The organism is Sinorhizobium psoraleae (assembly GCF_013283645.1).
Taxonomy (GTDB): Bacteria; Pseudomonadota; Alphaproteobacteria; order Rhizobiales; family Rhizobiaceae; genus Sinorhizobium; species Sinorhizobium psoraleae.
The window spans coordinates 879,304-898,042 of sequence record NZ_JABEKV010000002.1; the positions used below are offsets into that span (position 1 = coordinate 879,304).

24 protein-coding genes and 2 tRNA genes are annotated in these 18,739 nt (G+C 59.6%); 11 read left to right on the top strand and 15 right to left on the bottom strand.

All coding sequences use genetic code 11. The features are described from left to right. Positions 1–95 precede the first annotated feature (95 nt). Positions 96–908: a DeoR/GlpR family DNA-binding transcription regulator gene (locus ILFOPFJJ_RS12900; protein WP_173510929.1), complete on the bottom strand. Its 813-nt coding sequence runs from the start codon at positions 906–908 to the stop codon at positions 96–98. Positions 909–1,108: 200 nt separating this feature from the next. Between ILFOPFJJ_RS12900 and ILFOPFJJ_RS12905 the strand changes: the two genes are divergently transcribed. From ILFOPFJJ_RS12905 to ILFOPFJJ_RS12930, 6 genes are all read left to right on the top strand, one after another. Continuing rightward, on the top strand, positions 1,109–3,208 hold the full coding sequence (locus ILFOPFJJ_RS12905) for a bifunctional rhamnulose-1-phosphate aldolase/short-chain dehydrogenase (RefSeq protein ID WP_173510930.1): 2,100 nt from the start codon (positions 1,109–1,111) through the stop codon (positions 3,206–3,208). Between the two features lie 13 nt (positions 3,209–3,221). Further along, a complete protein-coding gene (gene rhaI / locus ILFOPFJJ_RS12910) occupies positions 3,222–4,514 on the top strand; it encodes an L-rhamnose catabolism isomerase (RefSeq protein ID WP_173510931.1) in 1,293 nt (430 codons plus the stop codon). 168 nt (positions 4,515–4,682) lie between these two features. Continuing rightward, on the top strand, positions 4,683–4,937 hold the full coding sequence (locus ILFOPFJJ_RS12915; RefSeq protein WP_173510932.1) for a GlsB/YeaQ/YmgE family stress response membrane protein: 255 nt from the start codon (positions 4,683–4,685) through the stop codon (positions 4,935–4,937). Positions 4,938–5,011: 74 nt separating this feature from the next. After that, on the top strand, positions 5,012–5,200 hold the full coding sequence (locus tag ILFOPFJJ_RS12920) for a hypothetical protein (RefSeq protein ID WP_173510933.1): 189 nt from the start codon (positions 5,012–5,014) through the stop codon (positions 5,198–5,200). A 93-nt stretch (positions 5,201–5,293) separates the two neighbouring features. Then, complete coding sequence (locus tag ILFOPFJJ_RS12925; protein WP_173510934.1) at positions 5,294–5,755, top strand: YbaK/EbsC family protein; 462 nt, start codon at positions 5,294–5,296, stop codon at positions 5,753–5,755. 514 nt (positions 5,756–6,269) lie between these two features. After that, entirely contained in the window at positions 6,270–7,304 is a 1,035-nt protein-coding gene (locus ILFOPFJJ_RS12930) for a GlxA family transcriptional regulator (RefSeq protein ID WP_173510935.1), read from the top strand. 113 nt (positions 7,305–7,417) lie between these two features. Here ILFOPFJJ_RS12930 and ILFOPFJJ_RS12935 read toward each other — a convergent pair whose 3' ends face one another. The 12 genes from ILFOPFJJ_RS12935 to ILFOPFJJ_RS12985 form a co-directional block, all read right to left on the bottom strand. Then, complete coding sequence (locus tag ILFOPFJJ_RS12935) at positions 7,418–7,645, bottom strand: hypothetical protein (protein ID WP_173510936.1); 228 nt, start codon at positions 7,643–7,645, stop codon at positions 7,418–7,420. Positions 7,646–7,796: 151 nt separating this feature from the next. After that, complete coding sequence (locus ILFOPFJJ_RS35040) at positions 7,797–7,985, bottom strand: hypothetical protein (RefSeq protein WP_246299597.1); 189 nt, start codon at positions 7,983–7,985, stop codon at positions 7,797–7,799. A gap of 191 nt (positions 7,986–8,176) precedes the next feature. Continuing rightward, a tRNA-Phe gene (locus ILFOPFJJ_RS12940) sits at positions 8,177–8,252 on the bottom strand. A gap of 384 nt (positions 8,253–8,636) precedes the next feature. After that, the gene (gene yacG, locus ILFOPFJJ_RS12945) at positions 8,637–8,846 is read right to left on the bottom strand and encodes a DNA gyrase inhibitor YacG (protein ID WP_173510937.1); all 210 of its coding nucleotides are present in this window, start codon (positions 8,844–8,846) and stop codon (positions 8,637–8,639) included. Positions 8,847–8,852: 6 nt separating this feature from the next. Next, positions 8,853–9,473 (bottom strand): Maf-like protein, encoded by a 621-nt coding sequence (locus ILFOPFJJ_RS12950; protein WP_173510938.1) that lies wholly within the window; start codon positions 9,471–9,473, stop codon positions 8,853–8,855. Between the two features lie 52 nt (positions 9,474–9,525). Further along, positions 9,526–9,744: a translation initiation factor IF-1 gene (gene infA / locus ILFOPFJJ_RS12955; RefSeq protein ID WP_004435948.1), complete on the bottom strand. Its 219-nt coding sequence runs from the start codon at positions 9,742–9,744 to the stop codon at positions 9,526–9,528. Between the two features lie 191 nt (positions 9,745–9,935). Continuing rightward, on the bottom strand, positions 9,936–10,406 hold the full coding sequence (locus tag ILFOPFJJ_RS12960) for an arsenate-mycothiol transferase ArsC (RefSeq protein ID WP_173510939.1): 471 nt from the start codon (positions 10,404–10,406) through the stop codon (positions 9,936–9,938). 10 nt (positions 10,407–10,416) lie between these two features. After that, positions 10,417–10,893 (bottom strand): UPF0262 family protein, encoded by a 477-nt coding sequence (locus ILFOPFJJ_RS12965; protein ID WP_173510940.1) that lies wholly within the window; start codon positions 10,891–10,893, stop codon positions 10,417–10,419. Next, entirely contained in the window at positions 10,890–12,194 is a 1,305-nt protein-coding gene (gene hisD, locus ILFOPFJJ_RS12970) for a histidinol dehydrogenase (protein ID WP_173510941.1), read from the bottom strand. The genes ILFOPFJJ_RS12965 and hisD overlap by 4 nt, the downstream gene beginning before the upstream one ends. A gap of 36 nt (positions 12,195–12,230) precedes the next feature. Then, positions 12,231–12,671 carry a DUF2948 family protein gene (locus ILFOPFJJ_RS12975; RefSeq protein ID WP_173510942.1) on the bottom strand — a complete coding sequence of 147 codons (441 nt, stop codon included), beginning with the start codon at positions 12,669–12,671 and terminating at the stop codon, positions 12,231–12,233. A 305-nt stretch (positions 12,672–12,976) separates the two neighbouring features. Next, complete coding sequence (murA, locus tag ILFOPFJJ_RS12980) at positions 12,977–14,269, bottom strand: UDP-N-acetylglucosamine 1-carboxyvinyltransferase (RefSeq protein WP_173510943.1); 1,293 nt, start codon at positions 14,267–14,269, stop codon at positions 12,977–12,979. A 166-nt stretch (positions 14,270–14,435) separates the two neighbouring features. Then, positions 14,436–14,651 carry a hypothetical protein gene (locus tag ILFOPFJJ_RS12985; protein ID WP_173510944.1) on the bottom strand — a complete coding sequence of 72 codons (216 nt, stop codon included), beginning with the start codon at positions 14,649–14,651 and terminating at the stop codon, positions 14,436–14,438. A 149-nt stretch (positions 14,652–14,800) separates the two neighbouring features. On the opposite strand from ILFOPFJJ_RS12985, the gene ILFOPFJJ_RS12990 reads away from it, so the two are divergent. Then, positions 14,801–14,875, top strand: a tRNA-Thr gene (locus tag ILFOPFJJ_RS12990). Positions 14,876–15,088: 213 nt separating this feature from the next. On the opposite strand, the gene ILFOPFJJ_RS12995 is transcribed toward ILFOPFJJ_RS12990, so the two are convergent. Beyond that, a complete protein-coding gene (locus ILFOPFJJ_RS12995) occupies positions 15,089–15,484 on the bottom strand; it encodes a DUF2314 domain-containing protein (protein WP_173510945.1) in 396 nt (131 codons plus the stop codon). Between the two features lie 1,083 nt (positions 15,485–16,567). Between ILFOPFJJ_RS12995 and ILFOPFJJ_RS13000 the strand changes: the two genes are divergently transcribed. The 4 genes from ILFOPFJJ_RS13000 (at position 16,568) to ILFOPFJJ_RS13010 (ending at position 18,280) form a co-directional block, all read left to right on the top strand. Then, a complete protein-coding gene (locus tag ILFOPFJJ_RS13000) occupies positions 16,568–16,855 on the top strand; it encodes a hypothetical protein (RefSeq protein ID WP_173510946.1) in 288 nt (95 codons plus the stop codon). A 12-nt stretch (positions 16,856–16,867) separates the two neighbouring features. Continuing rightward, complete coding sequence (locus tag ILFOPFJJ_RS35045) at positions 16,868–17,071, top strand: hypothetical protein (protein ID WP_246299600.1); 204 nt, start codon at positions 16,868–16,870, stop codon at positions 17,069–17,071. Positions 17,072–17,159: 88 nt separating this feature from the next. Further along, positions 17,160–17,387, top strand: a complete 228-nt coding sequence (locus tag ILFOPFJJ_RS13005; protein ID WP_173510212.1) for a hypothetical protein — start codon at positions 17,160–17,162, stop codon at positions 17,385–17,387. A gap of 686 nt (positions 17,388–18,073) precedes the next feature. Further along, on the top strand, positions 18,074–18,280 hold the full coding sequence (locus ILFOPFJJ_RS13010) for a hypothetical protein (protein ID WP_173510947.1): 207 nt from the start codon (positions 18,074–18,076) through the stop codon (positions 18,278–18,280). Here ILFOPFJJ_RS13010 and ILFOPFJJ_RS35050 read toward each other — a convergent pair. Continuing rightward, positions 18,249–18,461 (bottom strand): hypothetical protein, encoded by a 213-nt coding sequence (locus ILFOPFJJ_RS35050; RefSeq protein ID WP_269278423.1) that lies wholly within the window; start codon positions 18,459–18,461, stop codon positions 18,249–18,251. The genes ILFOPFJJ_RS13010 and ILFOPFJJ_RS35050 overlap by 32 nt on opposite strands. Positions 18,462–18,739: the final 278 nt, after the last annotated feature.

The following is an 18,739-nucleotide window of genomic DNA, read 5'->3' on the forward strand; positions in this document are numbered from 1 at the left end:
ATTCAGTATGAATACATCGGTCCGGCCCCTATCTGCGACCTGCCCCGGCCATGCCCGGGATGCCGCAACGTCCCACTCCCTCTCCTCCGCCCGCATCAGGCGGACGATGAAGCACTTTCCGCGTCAACGACGGGCCTCGCCTTGGCGATGACCAGATTGACGCCCGCGCCTTCGAGCATTGCGGCATGCCTGTCCTCGATGCCCGAATCCGTGATCACAGTAGCGATGCGCTTGAGTCCGCAAAGAATGAGGCTCGAGCGCCTGTGAAATTTCGAGGAATCGACCAGCACGACCAATTCGTCGGCCTGATCGATCAGTTTCTGTTCGGCCTGGATCAAAAGCGGATCCGCCTCCATCAGCCCGAGGGGTCCGAGCCCCTGTGCCCCCATGAACATGCGGCGCGCATAGAAGTTGCGCGTCACGTCGTTGTCGAAGGGGCTCAAGATGATGTTCTGCTCGCGGTAGATCGTGCCTCCCGAAAGCATCACGGTGTTCTTCGAATGCTTGAGCAGGTGTTCGGCGATCGGGAAGGAATTGGTGAAGACCTGCATTCGGCGGTTTGCGAGAAAATGCACCATCTGAAAGGTCGTGGTGCCGCCGTTGATGATGATCGGCTCTCCGTCCGCGCAAAGCGCCACCGCCTCCTTGGCGATCGCCTGCTTCTCGCGGGCATGCAGGCCCTCATTGACGCTGAACGGCCGGCCGGCGAGGCCGACGAATTGGGGCGGATTGATCGCCTCGGCGCCACCGCGCACCCGGCGCAAGCGTTTCTGCACGTGAAGAGCGGCGATATCGCGCCGGATCGTCGCCTCGGAGCTGTCGGTCAACTCGACGAGTTCGGGCACCGTCACGACCGGCTTTTCCTGAACGGCCGACAGGATGACCCTATGTCTTTCTTTTTCGTGCATTCGCTCCTCCGATGGCTCGCATGCTTCCATCAGTCCCGAGCATTGTCAATCAGTATCGATCATGTTTTTTCACTGTGCAGCGCAGTATGAACGATTTTGATCGTTTTTGATTGACATTCGCGCACCGACCGTGTGATCTGATGCCAATCATGTCGCCACGGCCTCAGTGCCGGCGGATAGCTGACCGGGAGGAATTCAACATGCTCGACAAGCAACGGGGCGCACGCCTGGCCAATCTCTGGGACGAGGGCAAGGCAGCAGAAATGACCGAGCCGGAGAAGCTCCTCTACCGCTCGAATCTCCTTGGATCGGACAAGCGGATCACCAACTACGGCGGCGGCAATACCTCGGCCAAGGTCATGGAAAAAGATCCGCTGACGGGCGAAATGGTCGAGGTCCTCTGGGTCAAGGGATCGGGCGGCGACGTCGGCACCATCAAGCTCGACGGCTTCGCGACCCTTTACATGGACAAGCTCCGCGCCCTGAAGGGCATTTACCGGGGTGTCGAGTTCGAAGACGAGATGGTCGGCTACCTGCCGCATTGCACGTTCAATCTCAATCCGCGCGCCGCTTCGATCGACACGCCGCTACACGCCTATGTGCCGAAGACCCACGTCGATCACATGCATCCGGACGCGATCATCGCGATCGCCGCTTCCTCGAACAGCAAGGAACTGACGCAGAAAATCTTCGGCGACGACATCGGCTGGCTGCCGTGGAAACGGCCGGGCTACGAGCTCGGCCTGTGGCTCGAAAAATTCTGCCTCGAAAACCCGAAGGCGCGCGGCGTTGTGCTCGAAAGCCACGGTCTTTTCACCTGGGGCGATACGGCCAAGGAAGCCTACGAGACGACGATCGAAATCATCAACCGCGCAATTGCCTGGTTCGAAACGGAAAACACTGCACCAGCCTTCGGCAGGGCCGTAAAGCCGACGCTCGACGCCGCCGAGCGCGCCGTCGTCGCCAAGCGACTGATGCCGGTGATCCGCGGGCTCATCAGCGTGGAGGAGAAAAAGGTCGGACACTTCGACGACAGCCAGGCCGTCCTCGATTTCGTGACGTCCAAGGATCTCGAACCGCTCGCCGCACTCGGAACGAGCTGCCCCGACCACTTCCTCAGGACGAAGATCCGCCCGCTGGTCGTCGATTTCGACCCGGCCAATCCCGATATCGACAAGACACTTGCTGGGCTTTCCGAGGCGATCGCCGCCTATCGCGCCGACTATGCCGCCTACTACGAACGCTGCAAGCGCGCCGACAGCCCGGCGATGCGCGACCCGAACGCCGTCGTCTATCTCGTCCCGGGCGTCGGCATGATCACCTTCGCCAAGGACAAGGCGACGGCCCGCATCTCCGGCGAATTCTACGTCAATGCAATCAATGTCATGCGTGGCGCCTCCGGCGTGTCGACCTATGTTGGCCTGCCCGAGCAGGAAGCCTTCGACATCGAATACTGGCTTCTGGAGGAAGCCAAGCTCCAGCGCATGCCGAAGCCGAAGAGCCTCGCCGGCCGCATCGCGCTCGTCACTGGCGGCGCCGGTGGCATCGGCAAGGCGACGGCCAACCGGCTGATGCAGGAAGGCGCTTGCGTCGTTCTCGCGGATATCGACCAAACGGCGCTCGAGGCGGCGCAAACCGAACTGGCTGGCCGCTACGGCAAGGACTTCGTCCGCGCGGTCAATATGAATGTAACGAGCGAAGCGGCGGTCGAAGCCGGTTTCGGTGACGCTCTGCTTGCCTTCGGCGGTCTCGACATCCTCGTCTCCAATGCCGGGCTCGCCTCGTCGGCGGCGATCGAGGATACGACCCTCGCCCTCTGGAACAAGAACATCGACATCCTCACGACGGGCTATTTCCTCGTCTCGCGTGAAGCCTTCCGCATCTTCCGCAACCAGAAGGCCGGCGGCAATGTCGTGTTCGTCGCCTCGAAGAACGGCCTTGCCGCCTCGCCCGGGGCGTCCGCCTACTGCACGGCGAAAGCGGCGGAGATTCATCTTGCCCGCTGCCTCGCGCTCGAAGGAGCGTCGGCGCAGATCCGCGTCAACGTCGTCAATCCGGACGCGGTGCTGCGCGGTTCCAAGATCTGGACCGGCGAATGGAAGGAGCAGCGCGCAGCCGCCTACAAGATGGACGTGGACGACCTGGAGGCCCATTATCGCGAACGGTCGATGCTGAAGCTCAGCGTCTTCCCGGAAGACATTGCCGAGGCGATCTACTTCCTCGCTTCCGACATGTCGGCAAAATCGACCGGCAACATCGTCAATGTCGACGCGGGCAACGCCCAGTCGTTCACGCGCTGATCCGGAGGCTGCCATGACCCAGATGATCAGCAAGGCCGTTGTCGAGGCGCAGAATGCGAGCCGTAGGGACGCGCTCAACCGAGATTATGAAAGCCTCGGCGAAAGGCTTGCCCGCCGCGGCATCGCGATCGATTCTATCAAGGAAAAGGTTGCCGCCTATGGCGTTGCCGTTCCCTCCTGGGGGGTCGGAACCGGCGGCACGCGTTTTGCCCGTTTCCCCGGCCCGGGCGAACCGCGCAACATCTTCGACAAGCTCGAGGACTGCGGCGTCATCCATGCGTTGACGCGGGCGACGCCGACCGTTTCGCTGCATATTCCATGGGACAAGGTTTCCGATCTCAAGGCATTGAAGGAGAAGGGCGCGGCGCTGGGCTTAGGCTTCGACGCGATGAATTCCAACACCTTCTCCGATGCGCCAGGGCAGGCGCATTCCTACAAATTCGGCTCGCTCTCCCATAGCGACGCGGCGACACGCCGCCAGGCGGTCGAGCACAATCTCGAATGCATCGAGATCGGCAAGGCACTCGGCTCGAAGGCGCTGACGGTCTGGATCGGCGACGGCTCCAACTATCCGGGACAGAGCAATTTCACCAAGGCGTTCGAACGCTATCTCGACGCGATGAAGGCAGTCTATGCGGCGCTTCCGGACGACTGGCGCGTCTTCACCGAACACAAGATGTACGAGCCGGCTTTCTACTCGACCGTGGTGCAGGATTGGGGCACGAACTACCTGATCGCCCAGGAGCTCGGCCCCAAGGCCTTCTGCCTCGTCGACCTCGGCCACCACGCGCCGAACGTCAATATCGAGATGATCGTCGCCAGGTTGATCCAGTTCAGGAAGCTCGGCGGCTTCCATTTCAACGATTCCAAATACGGCGACGACGATCTCGATACCGGGTCGATCGATCCCTACCGCCTGTTTCTCGTCTTCAACGAACTCGTCGATGCCGAGGTGCGGGGTGCCGACGGCTTCAATCCCGCGCATATGCTCGACCAGAGCCATAACGTGACTGACCCGATCGAAAGCCTGATGACGAGCGCGATGGAAGTCTGCCGCGCCTATGCCCAGGCTCTTCTCGTCGATCGCAAGGCGCTCAACGACTACCAGCAGGGCAATGACGCGCTGATGGCGTCTGAAACGCTCAAGGCCGCCTTCCGGACGGACGTCGAGCCGATCCTCGCCATGGCCCGCCTCGAGCATGGTGGCGCAATCGCGCCGGTTCCGACCTACCGCGCGAGCGGCTATCGCGCCAGGGTGGCGGGCGAGCGGCCGGCAGTCGCCGGCGGTGGCGGCGGCATCGTCTAATCAACAGAGGAGCGGCCGGTGCGGCCGCTCCCGATCTCCATCGTGGAACCGTATTCTTAGCGGCCGCGCGAAATCGGTGCAAAATCGTCGCGCGATAAAATTGCCCCCTATCTGATTTCAAATCCTGATCTATCTTTTCCTTATGGATCCAACGGAGAGGAGCGATGCATGGGTATAGAAAGCCTACTGGTGTTCCTGATTGTCGGGGCTGTCGCCGGCTGGCTTGCCGGTCTGATCGTCAGCGGTTTCGGTTTTGGCCTGATCGGCAACATCGTGGTCGGTATCCTCGGGGCCTTCATCGCCGGCTTTCTCTTTCCCGCAATCGGTATCAGCCTGGGCAGCGGCATTCTTTCCGCGATCATTCACTCGACGATCGGCGCGATCATCCTTCTGGTGCTGATCCGCATCGTCAAACAGGCATAAGCCCGCTGAAGAAACATCTGCGATCCGCGCCGACAACGCGGACCGCCTCTCGCAAGAAACAAGCGGAGGCAACCATGACTGAACTCTACGCCGCAAAGATCGAGACGGCGCTCAAATCCTTCATCACCGACCATCGAGGTATGCTGACGCGAGAACAGGCGATCTCGACAATTCTCGAGAACTGGTTCGCGAGCCACGGCTATCTGCCGCCGCAGCAGGAGGGTCGCCGCCCCGAAGATCTTGACGCTTCGAACGACGATTGAAACATTGCTGTCTACAGCAGGCGCCACGCTGCAGTCCCGGCCTTGTCGGCGCAGCTTTGTTCTCGACAACCTTTCTCGGTATAGATCGCACCTATGAGTCTTGCTTCCGTCAAACAGTTCTTTTCCGAACACGCTCCCGACATCGATGTCATCGAACTTGCACAGAGCACCGCCACCGTGGAGCTCGCCGCCAAGGGCCACGGCGTCGAACCGGCGCAGATTGCCAAGACATTGGCACTCAAGGTCGGCGACGACGTGATCCTGATCGTCACGCGCGGTGACGCCCGGCTCGACAACAAGAAGTACAAGGCACGCTTCGGAACGAAGGCACGCATGCTCGGCTTCGACGAAGTAGAAGCCGAGACGGGCCACCCGGTTGGCGGCGTCTGCCCGTTCGGCCTTGCCAAGCCGCACAATATCTATTGCGACGAGTCGCTGAAGGCCTACGACGTCGTCGTTCCCGCCGCCGGCGCGACCAACGCCGCCGTCCATATCAGCCCTGAACGCATCGCGAAGTTGACCGGAGCGGAATGGGTCGATGTTTCGGCAACCTGACCATTCTGCCCGGAATAGCCCTGACGGGGTGCGCAAAATACGCCCGCCGGTCGTCTCGAGCGTCCACTCGGGGCCGAAAGCTTAAAGAACTGCAATGAGGAACATCAGCGAGCCGAGCGAAAGCGCGGCCATGATGCTCATCAACACTTTCATCATGTGTTCGGTCATTTCGTACATCCCAGCCTTATCCCCCAGATGAACGAACGTGATGCCGGCCAGACCGGCGAAACGAAGGCGTCCGGCGCCAGCCCCGACTCGATTGACACTTTCGACCAGTCCGATACGTCGAGCCGGCGTGCTTATCGGACATCGACAATTTTCTGACAAAACGGTTAATAAATCATCATATCAATGGGGATTAGCCCGCTTCCGGTGAAGACGGCACTGACGAGAACATCGCTGCCAGCCAACTCGGGGACGCGGGCGATCTACCTATAACTCGTGGCGCTTGGTATTATGCCCTTGCCGCGGTTGCATACGGCCCTCGCCGCCAACAGGAATGGATCGCATCGCATTGGAAACGACTCTTACAAAAACAAAGACCGCCGCGAGAAGACATCCCGTCGGTCAAGGGGTGCTTCGCGTCGGGTTCATTCTTGCACGGAGCTTTACGCTCAGCGCCTTTTCCCTGTTCGCTGATGCCTTGAGATTGGGAAGCGATGTCGAGGACAAGTCGGGGCGCGTGAACTGCGACTGGGAGGTGCTCGGCAGCACGAGAAACTTCGTTATGTCCAGTTGCGGCATACAGGTGGCGCCCACGGCGTCGCTTCGCCCGCCGACGGAATTCAGCTACATCGCCGTCGTCGGCGGTCGGCTCAATGTGGAAGAACCGATCGATCGGGAAACGGTCAACTACCTTCACCAGGCCGTACGCGCGGGTGTACCGATCATCGGCGTGTGCACGGGAAGCTTCATCCTGGCCGAGGCGGGTGTGCTGGATGGACATGCCGCCTGCGTCAGCTGGCTCCATCACAATGAATTCCGATCGCGCTTCCCCGAAATCAATGTCACATCCAAGCGTATTTTCGTCGAGGACGGCAATGTGATCACCTGCGCCGGCGGCAGCAGCGTGGCCGACCTCGCCACCTACCTGATCCGCAGACATGTCGGCGAGGAGGCAGAGCGCAATGCGCTCGAAATCATGCAGATCACGCGCCGCAGAGACGCCACCGAAATGCAGACGCGCAATCCGCTCGGCGCGGTCACCGTGCAGGACAGACGGATCAGTCTCGCGCTGATGGTGATGGAACAGCATCTCGAGGACATCATCGGCATAGACGACGTGGCGAACGCGCTCGGCATATCGCGCAGGCAACTCGAACGCCTGTTTCAGAACGAGTTGGGCGCCACCCCGGTTTCAGTCTATCTCAAGCTTCGCCTCGATGCGGCGATGCGACTGGTTGCATCCACCGAAAAGCCCTTGATCGACATTGCCTTGGAAACCGGCTTTGAAAACGTGTCTCACTTCATCCGGAAATTCAGGGAGGCGTTTTCTCTCACCCCTGGCGCGGCGCGCAAGCAGCTTGCAGCGGCGGCGCCCCGCCACTGACGCCTGAGAATTGCCTTAGATCATTGCACCGTTTCATCAGTGCAATGATCTGACACTTTTGAAACTACGCAATTCCGGACGGAAAACCGCTACACACTTTTCCTGGAATTGGCCTAGCCGAAAAGCAAAAGGACGGCACCGATTGCCATCAGAGCCATACCGGGCCAGTTCCGCGCCAAGCCGAGAAAGCCTAAGCCCTGCCGCGCGGGCTCCAGTGTCGGTCCGGTTCCGCTCTGTGTAGCGCGCGACGGACCGCTCAGGCGCCGGCGGCCGAGTGCCTCCCGCACCATGAGAAGCAAGCCGCAGACAATCAGAAACACGCCGACCAGAACTGTCCACACGTGGGTCTCCTCCGGCGTTCCTCACGCTACAGCGCCGGGCGTCGCGATCAGACGCGAAAGGTCGCTATAGCATTTGGAAATTTCAGCATGAATCCTTAAACCGGTTCCGATTTAAGCAATCGTGCTCGTATTTGCGCCCCAGATTTACCGGTCAGCGGACGCGGCTGTGATGCCGAATGATGTTCATCTGCAGTTCGTGACTTGATGCATACCTGCCGAGCACTTTGATCAAGCGCTTTTCCTCGGATTTCTGTATGCCGGTACGCCTGCAATATTCCGCGACGTCCCAAACATGCTTGGCACGAAACTTATCGAGCGTTCTCATATCGGCATGTGTCATCCTGCGCCCTCCCGGAGTTCCTTGAAAGAACGCCGGCGGCGAGGTTTGGTTCCACTTTGCAGGGAAACTTGTGTCGATGCAGCAGGAGACCGAACGTCGGGAAACTGAGCGGCCGTTGTGCGGAAGCGAAGGCAGCGGAACACCACAGCTTACGCGCTGAAAATTCAAGGCGGGAAATCGTTATTGGAGAATGGTGCCCGGAGGCGGATTTGAACCACCGACACGCGGATTTTCAATCCGCTGCTCTACCAACTGAGCTATCCGGGCATCCTGCCTTGACGGCAGCGGCTCCTCTCAGAGCCATCGGGGCGATGTGTTCGCCCCGGAAGCGAGCGGGGTTATAACATCTTGTTCGGCCGTGTCCAGCGCCAAATGACTCTTTTTTGAAAGGAAATTGGCGCGCAGTGGAAAAGGCCGAAAAGTTGAGGCTATTCAGCAGGATCGCGCCGGGACAGCAACGATTTCGGCGGCTCCAAGCAGGAATCCCCAGGTCCGGCTTCTACGGCATGTTTCCTTGAATCGTAGCCGATTCAAGGAAAAAACATGCAGCAATTCAAAATGCTACAGCGCCTGATTAGACGCGCGGCGTTGGAGTGCGGATATGCGTGATGCAGCGGAAAGCGACGCAGCGAGCGGACGCGCCAGGAGGCGTTACTGATCCTCGTCGTCGGCCTTCGACTCGTCATCGGCGACAGGGATCGCATAGGAACCGGAAAGCCAGCGATTGAGGTCTACGTTGCGGCAGCGCTCGGAACAGAACGGATAGTGCTCGCGCACGGACGGGCGGCCGCACTCCGGGCAAGGTCGCGTCGCGCGCAGGGGTTCGACATTCGAACCGCTCTTTTTGCCTTCATCGCTCAATTCTCTTCAGCCTTCCAGCCAACGATTATGGACGTCATATCCTTCACCGATGAGAAGATTGACGGTTTCGTAGAGCGGCAAGCCTACCACATTGGTGTAGGAACCGACGAGCTTGACGACGAAACTGCCGGCAATACCCTGGATACCATAGCCGCCCGCCTTGCCGCGCCACTGACCGGAGGCGAGATAGCTTTCGATATCCTGGCCGGAAAGACGCTTGAAGCGCACCTTCGTATCAATGACTTTCTGGCGGAAGGTGCGGTCGGGGGTGACGAGACAGATGCCGGTATAGACGCGATGACTGCGCCCGGACAGGAGATGCAGCGCGCTCGACGCCTCGCTGACCAGCTCCGGCTTCGGGACAATGCGGCGGCCGACGCAGACGACGGTGTCGGCGGCGAGAATATAGCTGCCGTCCCAGCCGGGTTCGCCCTTGATCGCCGCCAACGCCGCTTTCGCCTTCTCGGCTGACAGGCGCCGCGCCAATGAACGGGGATGTTCCGCGCGCTTCGGCGTCTCATCGAGGTCCATCGGCAACAGCCGCGCAGGTTCGATGCCCGCCTGCGCCAGAAGCTCCACGCGACGCGGCGATCCGGATGCCAGTATCAGTTTTTGGGTCACTGCCATCGAAGCGAGCCGTTATTTCCCGGGGTTGTAAGCGCTGCCGTCGCCGGGGGGCCTACTTGAAGCGGTAGGTGATGCGGCCCTTCGTCAGATCGTAGGGGGTCATTTCGACGAGCACCTTGTCGCCGGCGAGAACGCGAATGCGGTTCTTGCGCATGCGGCCCGCCGTATGAGCGATAATCTCATGCTCGTTTTCGAGCTTCACACGAAAGGTCGCGTTGGGAAGCAATTCGGTGACCACGCCCGGAAATTCGAGGACTTCTTCTTTCGCCATGCAGGATTGTTCTTTCTCGTGTTCATTCGCGGATGCGCCACGCATCTTCGAAAAATTTGCCGGAAACTACACAATCGGCGAGGGTTTGTGAACCGCTTAGATCCGGCTTTTTCTGCAATTGTGCGGCATGCATCTCTAATCGGCATCATTGCGTTCGCCGCTTGGAACAAACGGGCAGTATCTTGGACGGATCAGGCTTCCTTGCGGCGCACCTGCTCGGCAGCCAAGCGGCTGGTGATCAGGGCCGCCAGATGATCGCGAACAGCACGATAGGCCGCAACGATCTGCTCCCGCGTTCCCGTCGCAACCGTCGGATCCGGCGTCGGCCAGTAGACGACATCGACCGCCATGGACCGGGTCAATTCAAGCGCCACGTGATGAGCTTCCGGCGCAAGCGTCACGATGATGTCGAAGTAATCGTCCTCGAGTTCATCGAGGGTGCGCGGCTGATGGCGACCGATCGTCAGCCCGACTTCAGCGAGAACCACATCGACGAAGGGATCCCGCTCGCCTTGCCGCACGCCGGCGGATGCAACATAAGTCCCTTTCGGCAGCGCTGCCTTGGCGAGCGCTTCCGCCATTGGCGAGCGGATGGCGTTCATGCCGCACATGAAGAGTATCGAGCGGGGCGTCTTCGATTGCGGCAAGGCGGTACCGGTCATATCGCCCCCGTCAACCACGCCAATAGAGCACACAGACCAATGTGAAGAGTCGCCGCGCCGTGTCGAAATCCAGCCTGATCTTGCCGGACAGGCGATCCATCAGCGTCTGCGACCCTTCGTTGTGGATGCCGCGGCGGCCCATGTCTATCGCTTCGATCTGGCTCGGCGTCGCCGAGCGGATCGCTGCGTAATAGCTTTCGCAAATCATGAAATAGTCCTTCACGATTCGCCGAAACGGCGTCAGCGACAGGATATGCGTGGCGACATCCTCTCCGCCATCCGTAGAAATCGCAAAGACGAGTTTCGAGTCCATCAGCGACAGGTTCAGCCGATAGGGACCACCGGGATGGCCGACGGGCTCGAAGAGATTTTCCTCGAGCAGGTCGAAGATCGCAACCGCACGCTCGTGCTCCACGTCCGGCGTCGAGCGGCCGATCGTCTCGTCCAGCACGACATCGCAGAGACGCAGGTTGCGATCTGCTTTCATCCCTCGCCCCCAAGATTGAGGCGGATGGCGACGGATCGGGCATGGGCCTCGAGCCCTTCCGATCGCGCGAGCGCAATGGCTGCGGGACCGAGGGCGCGCAACTGATCCGCACCAAGCCGCAAGATCGAGGTGCGCTTCATGTAGTCAAGCACGCCGAGACCGGAAGAAAAGCGCGCCGAGCGCGCCGTCGGCAGCACATGGTTGGAGCCGCCGACATAGTCGCCGATGACCTCCGGCGTGTGGCGGCCGATGAAGATGGCACCGGCGTTGCGGATCTTCGGAACCATCGCGTCCGCATCCACCATCGCCAACTCCAGGTGCTCGGCGGCGATACGGTTGGCAAGCGGCACTGCCTTATCAAGGTCCGGAACCTCTATGATGGCGCCGAAATCACGCCAGCTTGCGGCCGCGGTTTCGGCGCGCGGCAACGTCTTCAACTGCCGCTCGACCGCGGCTTCCACCGCAGCCCCGAAGGCCGCATCATCGGTAATCAGGATTGCCTGCGCCCCGGCATCGTGCTCGGCCTGCGCCAGGAGATCGGCCGCGATCCAGTCGGGGTCATTGCCGCCATCGGCGATCACCAGCACTTCCGAGGGGCCGGCGATCATGTCGATGCCGACAGTGCCGAAGACCTGCCGCTTGGCGGCCGCGACGTAGGCGTTGCCCGGACCGACGATCTTCGCCACCGGCGCGATGGTCTCGGTCCCGTAAGCAAGGGCTGCGACGGCCTGGGCGCCGCCGACGCGATAGATTTCCTCGACGCCGGCGAGACGCGCGGCCGCGAGCACCGCCGGGTTGATCGCGCCGCCGCTTGCGGGCACGACCATGACGATGCGTGGCACGCCGGCCACCTTGGCAGGCAGCGCATTCATGAGAACCGAACTCGGATAGCTTGCCGTGCCGCCCGGCACGTACAGCCCAACCGCGTCGATCGCCGTCCAGCGCGATCCGAGCCCGACGCCCATCCCATCCTCGTAGATATCGTCCTTCGGCAATTGCCTGCGGTGATGCGACTCGATCCGGGTCGCGGCAATCTTGAGGGCGCCGAGAACCTCCGGCGCGACTGCGTCGATCGCCGCATCGATCTCGGCCGGGCTGACGGCCATGGCAGTCGTGCCGAAATCGATGCCATCGAAGCGAGCCGAGTATTCGGCCAGCGCCGCATCGCCCCGCGCGCGAACATCATCGATAATCGCGCGCACGGCAGCATTGACGTCTTCCGAAACTTCCCGCTTGGTTGTCAAAAACGCGGCAAATGCCTGTTCGAAGCCGCTGTCGAGATAGTTCAGCCTGATTGCCAATGCGAGATTTCCTTTTGGTGATGGCCGGTAAGGTGCTCAAGCGCCTTCGGGATGCCGGGGCTTGAATGCGGTTTCCCACGCCCCGCCCGTGTCGGCAAGTTGCGCCTCGATGCATTCCACATCGAGCATGATCGATGCCTCGCCGGCCAGCACCAGTTCGATCGTGCCCTCCGGCCCTTCGTCCTTGACCGAGAAGCGCAGAGCCAGGAGGTCGAGAACCGCTTCCGCGTCCGCTCGGTCGAAACCAATGGAACGCACGGCGATCACGCGCTTGAACGAGAGCACGGCCCGGCGCCGCTCGAAGTTACGGCGCTTGCCTTCCGTATTCTCCCAGACGAACCGGTTGATGACCAGGAAGAGCTGCCCGCGACGGGCGTCATAGGAAATGCCCGCCACCTTGAAGACTGCGTCCTGCACATGCGCGGAAACGACGCCAAGGTCTTCCTCGTCGAGTGCCAGCAGCTTCAGAGCGTCCATGCGAGCCATCCTGTAATTTCCCGTCATATTTTGCGCTGCAATCGCAATGGACATAAGACGTTGCGCCCGAAACCGCAACGGTTTCAGGCGCGCTACAGAGACCTTTGTGCGTCTTTTCATACGCACAAAGGTCTCTGTAGTACTTTGAATTACTGCATGTTTTTATCCCTGTCTCGGCTCCGATTGAGGAAACATGCAGCAGAGCGAGACGAAGAAGCGCGGGAAGCGGTTTTCCACCCGCGTCCCGCGCCAGTTGCCTGAAATCGACCCCGTCTCATGATCCTGCATAAGACCGCCCGTGAAGGTCAGTCGCTGACGCGCTCGACATGCGCACCGCAACGGGTGAGTTTTGCTTCCAGCCGTTCGAAGCCGCGATCAAGATGATAGACGCGCGAAACCATCGTTTCGCCCTCGGCCGCGAGCCCGGCGATGACCAGTGAGACGGAGGCACGCAGATCCGTCGCCATCACGGGCGCACCCTTCAACCGGCCAACCCCTTCGATCTTCGCCGTCTGCCCGGAGAGCGAGATCTTCGCACCGAGCCGTGCCAGTTCCTGCACGTGCATGAATCGGTTTTCGAAGATCGTTTCGGTGATGTGGGAAACACCGCTCGACTTGGTCATCAGCCCCATGAACTGGGCCTGCAGGTCGGTCGGGAAGCCCGGGAAAGGATCGGTCACGATGTCCACCGGCTTGATGCCGGCACCGTTGCGAACGACGCGAATGCCACTGTTCGTCTGGCTGATCTCCGCACCCGCCCGGCGGATCGCCTCGAGTGCCGTTTCGAGAAGCGAGACGTCGGTATCCTCGAGAATGACGTCGCCGCCGGTCATCGCGACAGCCATGGCGTAAGTGCCGGTTTCGATGCGGTCAGGCAGCACGCGATGGCGGGCACCGGAAAGCGAGCGCACACCCTCGATGGTGATCGTGCTCGTGCCCTGTCCGCTGATCTTCGCACCCATGGTGTTGAGGCACTTGGCGAGATCGACGACCTCCGGCTCGCGCGCGGCATTGCCGAGCACCGTCGTGCCATTGGCAAGCGTCGCGGCCATCATCAATACATGTGTCGCACCGACAGAGACCTTTGGAAAGACATAGCGCGCACCGATCAGCCCGCCTTCGGGGGCCTTCGCGTTGACATAGCCGCCGTCGATCTCGATATTGGCACCGAGCGCGGCCAATCCCTCGATAAAGAGATCGACAGGTCTGGTGCCAATGGCGCAGCCGCCCGGCAGGGACACGCGCGCCTTGCCTTCGCGGGCAAGCAGCGGCCCGATGACCCAGAAACTCGCGCGCATCTTCGACACGAGTTCATAGGGTGCGGTCGTGTCGACAATGTTGCGGCTCGTAAAGTGGATCGTGCGCGCATAGCTTTCGCCCTGGCGCTCGCGTCGGCCGTTGACCGAAATATCGGCGCCATGATTGCCGAGGATGCGGATCAGCTGCTCGACATCGGCCAGGTGCGGCACGTTTTCCAGCGTCAGCGTATCGTCGGTGAGCAGCGATGCGATCATCAGCGGCAGGGCCGCATTCTTGGCGCCGGAAATGGGGATGACCCCACGAAGTTCGTTACCGCCTACAATCCTGATGCGATCCATGAGGCCTCTTGAACGGGCTCAAGCCCGCCTTTCCAAAAATTCAGTGTTGTTTGAAGGCGTCTCTTTATTGGAGATGCCGTGAAATTAGAAGTGCCTTGAATGTGCGGGTCCACGGGAGACAACCAAGGAATCCCGGAAGAAACCGCGACTATCGTCCCATCCCTCTCTAATCGTCCGATTCGTCCGTTTTTGCGGCAGGCAATCCGGACGTCTCGTCGGCCGCGCCCGCGCGGCGCGCGCGCATCTGCTGCTTGCGGCGCTGGAGATTGTCGCGCAAGTTCTTTGCCAGCCGAGACCGCTTGGCATCTGCCTCGGCGGTGCGCCCGGCGCCCTTTCCTGGGTTCGGCCCGTGCTGCCTGTCGTCATCGTTCTGCATGGCCATGCATTAGCGCAAAATCGGGCGCTTCGAAAGCAGCAGCGCGATTTCCGAGGGATCGGGCCAAAAACTTCGCAATGCGGCTTGCGCTTGCCCCAAAGCTATGGCAATAGGCGCCTCGCTTGATGCGGCTTGTCACGAACCGGCCGCCGGATGCTGCTATAGCTCAGGGGTAGAGCACTCCCTTGGTAAGGGAGAGGCCGAGAGTTCAAATCTCTCTAGCAGCACCAGTTTTCAAGACTTTCAATCAGTAACTGTGATAACAATCTGTGGCACGGCCCCTTAGGATTGTCCCTACAGCCGCTGATTTGTCCGATTGCCCTTTAGATTTGTCCCGGGCGCGATTTCACGCGGGGGCGCTATTGGAAAGCACATGAATTCGGTCAATCGACGGAACTAGGCGATGAGTCCGTCCGATATCGACCCGACAGGCTTTTCGGCCCTCAGGAATTAGGCCAGCGCCGTCTGGGCTCTTGAACTGCGATTGCAATGCTGTTCGCGTCCCGCTTATCGATGTTGATGACGTGACGGGCCTCGAAAGGCAACTCGATGCCGCTCCAGAACTCCTCGTTTTCTTCGATAGCTTCTGGATTGTTGTCCAAGATGCCGAGATAGCCGCCGGGGACACGCTCTCGAACAATCACCCACATGCGCTCTACCGAAACAGGTGCTTCCGGATCATCGACGCTAATGCGGAATATCAGCTTGACCAGGTCGCCCGGCTGTAGCCCTTCCCGAGCCTCAAGATCAGGAATCCAAAACCTCTCTGGTGCTGCGCGATGGTATTCCTCGCCATCGTCTAAGCACCAACCGTCCGTGTCGAAATCAGGTTTTCGCATGGAGATGAGCTACCGCATCGGTCGAAGGACTGCAATCCACCGTTGCGGACTACCGCAATCTGCACGATAAAAGCCAACGGGGAGGTGCAACTGTGTTTCGGTTCAAATGTGCGGTTTGTGATGAGTGGCATGAAGGAACGCCGGGTTTTGGGCCGACGCCCCTGTTTACTACTATTACATTCCAGAAGAGGAGCGAGCCACGCGATGCGAGCTAACCTCCGACTCTGGACTGCTTTCAGCAGCAGACCGGCACAGATCCGCCATAGCCTGTTCTGCAGGTCCTCATGCGGGCGGGATCAAGCCCGCGCGCCATCCACACGCCTAAAAGATGCGTCCGAACAAAGCGGAATAGACAATCACGGCTATCGCAAGCGTAAATGCAAGCGACACGTACAGGCGTGTGAAATCGTATGTATAGAATCGAGCGGGGATAAGGTTTTTCATAGCGATCTCCTAATTTCCATTTGGATTGGCGCGGCAAAGGTCCCCACGACAAAACCGATCGCACAGGCTCTTTTCATTCGAGAATTTGGTCGAATGTCATGATTTCATTTCGGTTAATCTGATGACTATCGGGATCGTTGCGGGCCCGCCCCCTTGGATCATGAGCCAATGGCAATCCAGGTTTTTCATTCTGCGCTTCAAAATAATTATTGTAAATAAACAATCCCCAAAGCCATCCGAATAATACATTCCCTTTAATCGACGTGCCTTGTATTTAGTGTAAATCCGACATTAGCAGAACATTATTAGATTTGTGGATTTACGTCGCCACATCCTATCGTATCTTTTTTTACATCGCCCGATTTTCTTGTCGGATCATCTCAGTAAAGCCTTAATCTTTGGATATATGGATTCAACATCGTCCTTGGCCAGCTTGGCTTGTCACCTCGTCAGAGGCTTCACACTCGTCAAACTCACCGATCATCGATCTTTCAATTCTCCAAAAGCCAGCAAGCCGTGGTGGTCTTCCGTCCCGCTTGAAGGTGCCAGGGCCCTCGCGGCAGCCGTCCGCGCTCCAACAGGCCCAACCGGCCCGATTTTGGCTTAATCTTGCGAACCGCGTTCGCAAAAGGAGGCAACATGTTTGCCCGAACGAAATCTCGAACTGTCCATTTCGATGAACCATTTAGAGTTCCCGATATCGACCAGGTGGTGCCGCCCGGCGACTACGAGATCGACGAGGACGAGGAACTGATCGAAGGCATTTCCTGGCTCGCCTACCGCCGCGTGGCAACCTTCATCAAGTTGCCGGCGACGATTGAGAACAAATTCCAAATGCGCCTGATTGCGATCGATCCTGAGGAACTTGAACGCCTCATCACAGCAGATCGCCGCAAACACGAAACCTCCTCGCCACCCAAACCGTAAAGGCAACAGTCGATGCGCAACCATCGCTTCCCAATTGGCTTGTCCGTTCGCCTCAGAGACCGACGGAATCTCTCACCCCTTGCAGCTGAGACCTATCGCATCACCGCCAAGCTCCCACTGAGGGACAACTGGCCTCAATATCGCATCCAGAATGATGAACTCGGGCAGGAGCGCGTGAGCACAGAGGACAATCTCGAGCCAATAGAATCGGCATGACGCCTCATCCGCGAGGCCAATGCGTACATTCGCTCTTGCGAAGCATTTCAGCGAGGCGGACGGCTCTGAAACATTGGAGCACAGAAGAATGCAGCGCGAGCTCTGCACGCGCTCAACAGGCATGAGTTGGCGGCAGATGTTTAGCAGCTGCGGCCAGCATAGTCGGCAGCAAAACGAAAAAGGGAGAAAACCCATGAAATGGTATATCGGAAGTTTCGGATATCAATTCAGGCTTGTTGAATTCATGATCCGATCATCGCTTGCAGTTTCGCTGGGGATCATCGCCTATGTCACGTTCTATGGAGTTTTCTGGTAACAGCCCGTCGCTGACCGCGGGTGAATCCGGATGATCTTGCCTAATGACTCGCGCTTCTGTCGAATAAGCGTAGACTATTCCCACCATCGGCTTAGTGATACGGGCACCGATGGCCGGAAGATCATAGCGCTTTCGCCCCGATGAGTAAGGGCGCCATGCTTGCTCTTGAAATCCCAATCACACGATCCCCCATTTATCCCGCTCAGCTGGTGCAACTGCGGAGGGTCTTTGACGACGAACTTATGCGCCGTGGATGGCCGCGGCGTGGCGACCGCGCGGAGAACCTCGCAAGCCGGATCTTTCACCTTTACCAATCAGGGGTTCGTTCGACACACGCGCTTCACGAGAGGCTTAGGGAAAACGAGCCGTGATTTGCAAGCGCCGCTTCATGCCCCCGAGAACGCGATGACCTTTCATGTCGGCGGGGTTGCTTCTCTGATACAACAATAGGCGGACGAACATGGTCTACGGTAGGGTCGGCAGACGCTCGCGACGCTTCCATGTCGTAAGATTCCTCGTGGCGCTGCTGGTGCCAGTGATCTTGCTCGGATCCGCGATTGCGGCCGCCGAATGGGTATCCACCATGTAGCGAGCACTCCCGCGGCGCACGAGCGCCCGTTGCGTTCACGCGCTCCCCTTTGAGAAACCTCTACCAAACGCTCCGCGCGTCGCTTAAGCTTCTTCTTATGGACGCTCAGAGATACGATCTGAAAGAGGAAGCGGACGGCTCCTGGACGGTGATCGACAAGGAGACCGGGCAGACGGCGGAGCTGAACGGTGAACGGCTTGCGCACCTCAGCCTTCACCTGGCGAACGAATACCTGCCGCTCTTGAAACTGCGGGATACCGTTTCCGGCTTGATCAGGAAACCCGGTGACGAGGGGCCGGCCTGAAATCGGCTAGCTGCGCCAGAAGCTGGTCGCAGGTGCACTTTTTCCTGCCCATCAGGTCCAGGATACGACGGGCGGCCTCGTTGGCCTCCACACCGTCCCTTCCGACGTTATGCAGAGCGCACCAGACATCCAGCGCCCCGCGCATGACATCGACATCATCCGGTGAATAGGCTTGACGCACGAACCCCTCCCAAGGTGGTACCTCAATCCGCTCATCATGGGGCATTTCCGGGTAAATTCAAGAAAATAGTGAGGTACCCCAATAAGTCATACCAATGGGGAGAGCGAGTTCACTCTCGACGTGCAACCATGACCTTAAAGCACTCGCTGGAAGGGCAACTGAGGCAACTTGAGAACGTGGTGCGAACCCCTGTTTTCACCACGTGTCGACGCCCCAATCATCAATCGAGAATTCAGCCGCGTAACCTCTCGGAACGCTGCGACCTTAACGCAAGCTTA

Coding starts and splice junctions, on each gene's coding strand:
- ILFOPFJJ_RS12900 (WP_173510929.1), bottom strand. CDS start 908: ATGCACGAAAAAGAAAGACATAGGGTCATCCTGTCGGCCGTTCAGGAA.
- ILFOPFJJ_RS12905 (WP_173510930.1), top strand. CDS start 1,109: ATGCTCGACAAGCAACGGGGCGCACGCCTGGCCAATCTCTGGGACGAG.
- rhaI (WP_173510931.1), top strand. CDS start 3,222: ATGACCCAGATGATCAGCAAGGCCGTTGTCGAGGCGCAGAATGCGAGC.
- ILFOPFJJ_RS12915 (WP_173510932.1), top strand. CDS start 4,683: ATGGGTATAGAAAGCCTACTGGTGTTCCTGATTGTCGGGGCTGTCGCC.
- ILFOPFJJ_RS12920 (WP_173510933.1), top strand. CDS start 5,012: ATGACTGAACTCTACGCCGCAAAGATCGAGACGGCGCTCAAATCCTTC.
- ILFOPFJJ_RS12925 (WP_173510934.1), top strand. CDS start 5,294: ATGAGTCTTGCTTCCGTCAAACAGTTCTTTTCCGAACACGCTCCCGAC.
- ILFOPFJJ_RS35040 (WP_246299597.1), bottom strand. CDS start 7,985: ATGACACATGCCGATATGAGAACGCTCGATAAGTTTCGTGCCAAGCAT.
- ILFOPFJJ_RS12950 (WP_173510938.1), bottom strand. CDS start 9,473: ATGGCAGTGACCCAAAAACTGATACTGGCATCCGGATCGCCGCGTCGC.
- infA (WP_004435948.1), bottom strand. CDS start 9,744: ATGGCGAAAGAAGAAGTCCTCGAATTTCCGGGCGTGGTCACCGAATTG.
- ILFOPFJJ_RS12960 (WP_173510939.1), bottom strand. CDS start 10,406: ATGACCGGTACCGCCTTGCCGCAATCGAAGACGCCCCGCTCGATACTC.
- ILFOPFJJ_RS12965 (WP_173510940.1), bottom strand. CDS start 10,893: ATGAAAGCAGATCGCAACCTGCGTCTCTGCGATGTCGTGCTGGACGAG.
- ILFOPFJJ_RS12975 (WP_173510942.1), bottom strand. CDS start 12,671: ATGGACGCTCTGAAGCTGCTGGCACTCGACGAGGAAGACCTTGGCGTC.
- murA (WP_173510943.1), bottom strand. CDS start 14,269: ATGGATCGCATCAGGATTGTAGGCGGTAACGAACTTCGTGGGGTCATC.
- ILFOPFJJ_RS12985 (WP_173510944.1), bottom strand. CDS start 14,651: ATGGCCATGCAGAACGATGACGACAGGCAGCACGGGCCGAACCCAGGA.
- ILFOPFJJ_RS12995 (WP_173510945.1), bottom strand. CDS start 15,484: ATGCGAAAACCTGATTTCGACACGGACGGTTGGTGCTTAGACGATGGC.
- ILFOPFJJ_RS13000 (WP_173510946.1), top strand. CDS start 16,568: ATGTTTGCCCGAACGAAATCTCGAACTGTCCATTTCGATGAACCATTT.
- ILFOPFJJ_RS35045 (WP_246299600.1), top strand. CDS start 16,868: ATGCGCAACCATCGCTTCCCAATTGGCTTGTCCGTTCGCCTCAGAGAC.
- ILFOPFJJ_RS13005 (WP_173510212.1), top strand. CDS start 17,160: ATGCAGCGCGAGCTCTGCACGCGCTCAACAGGCATGAGTTGGCGGCAG.
- ILFOPFJJ_RS13010 (WP_173510947.1), top strand. CDS start 18,074: ATGGACGCTCAGAGATACGATCTGAAAGAGGAAGCGGACGGCTCCTGG.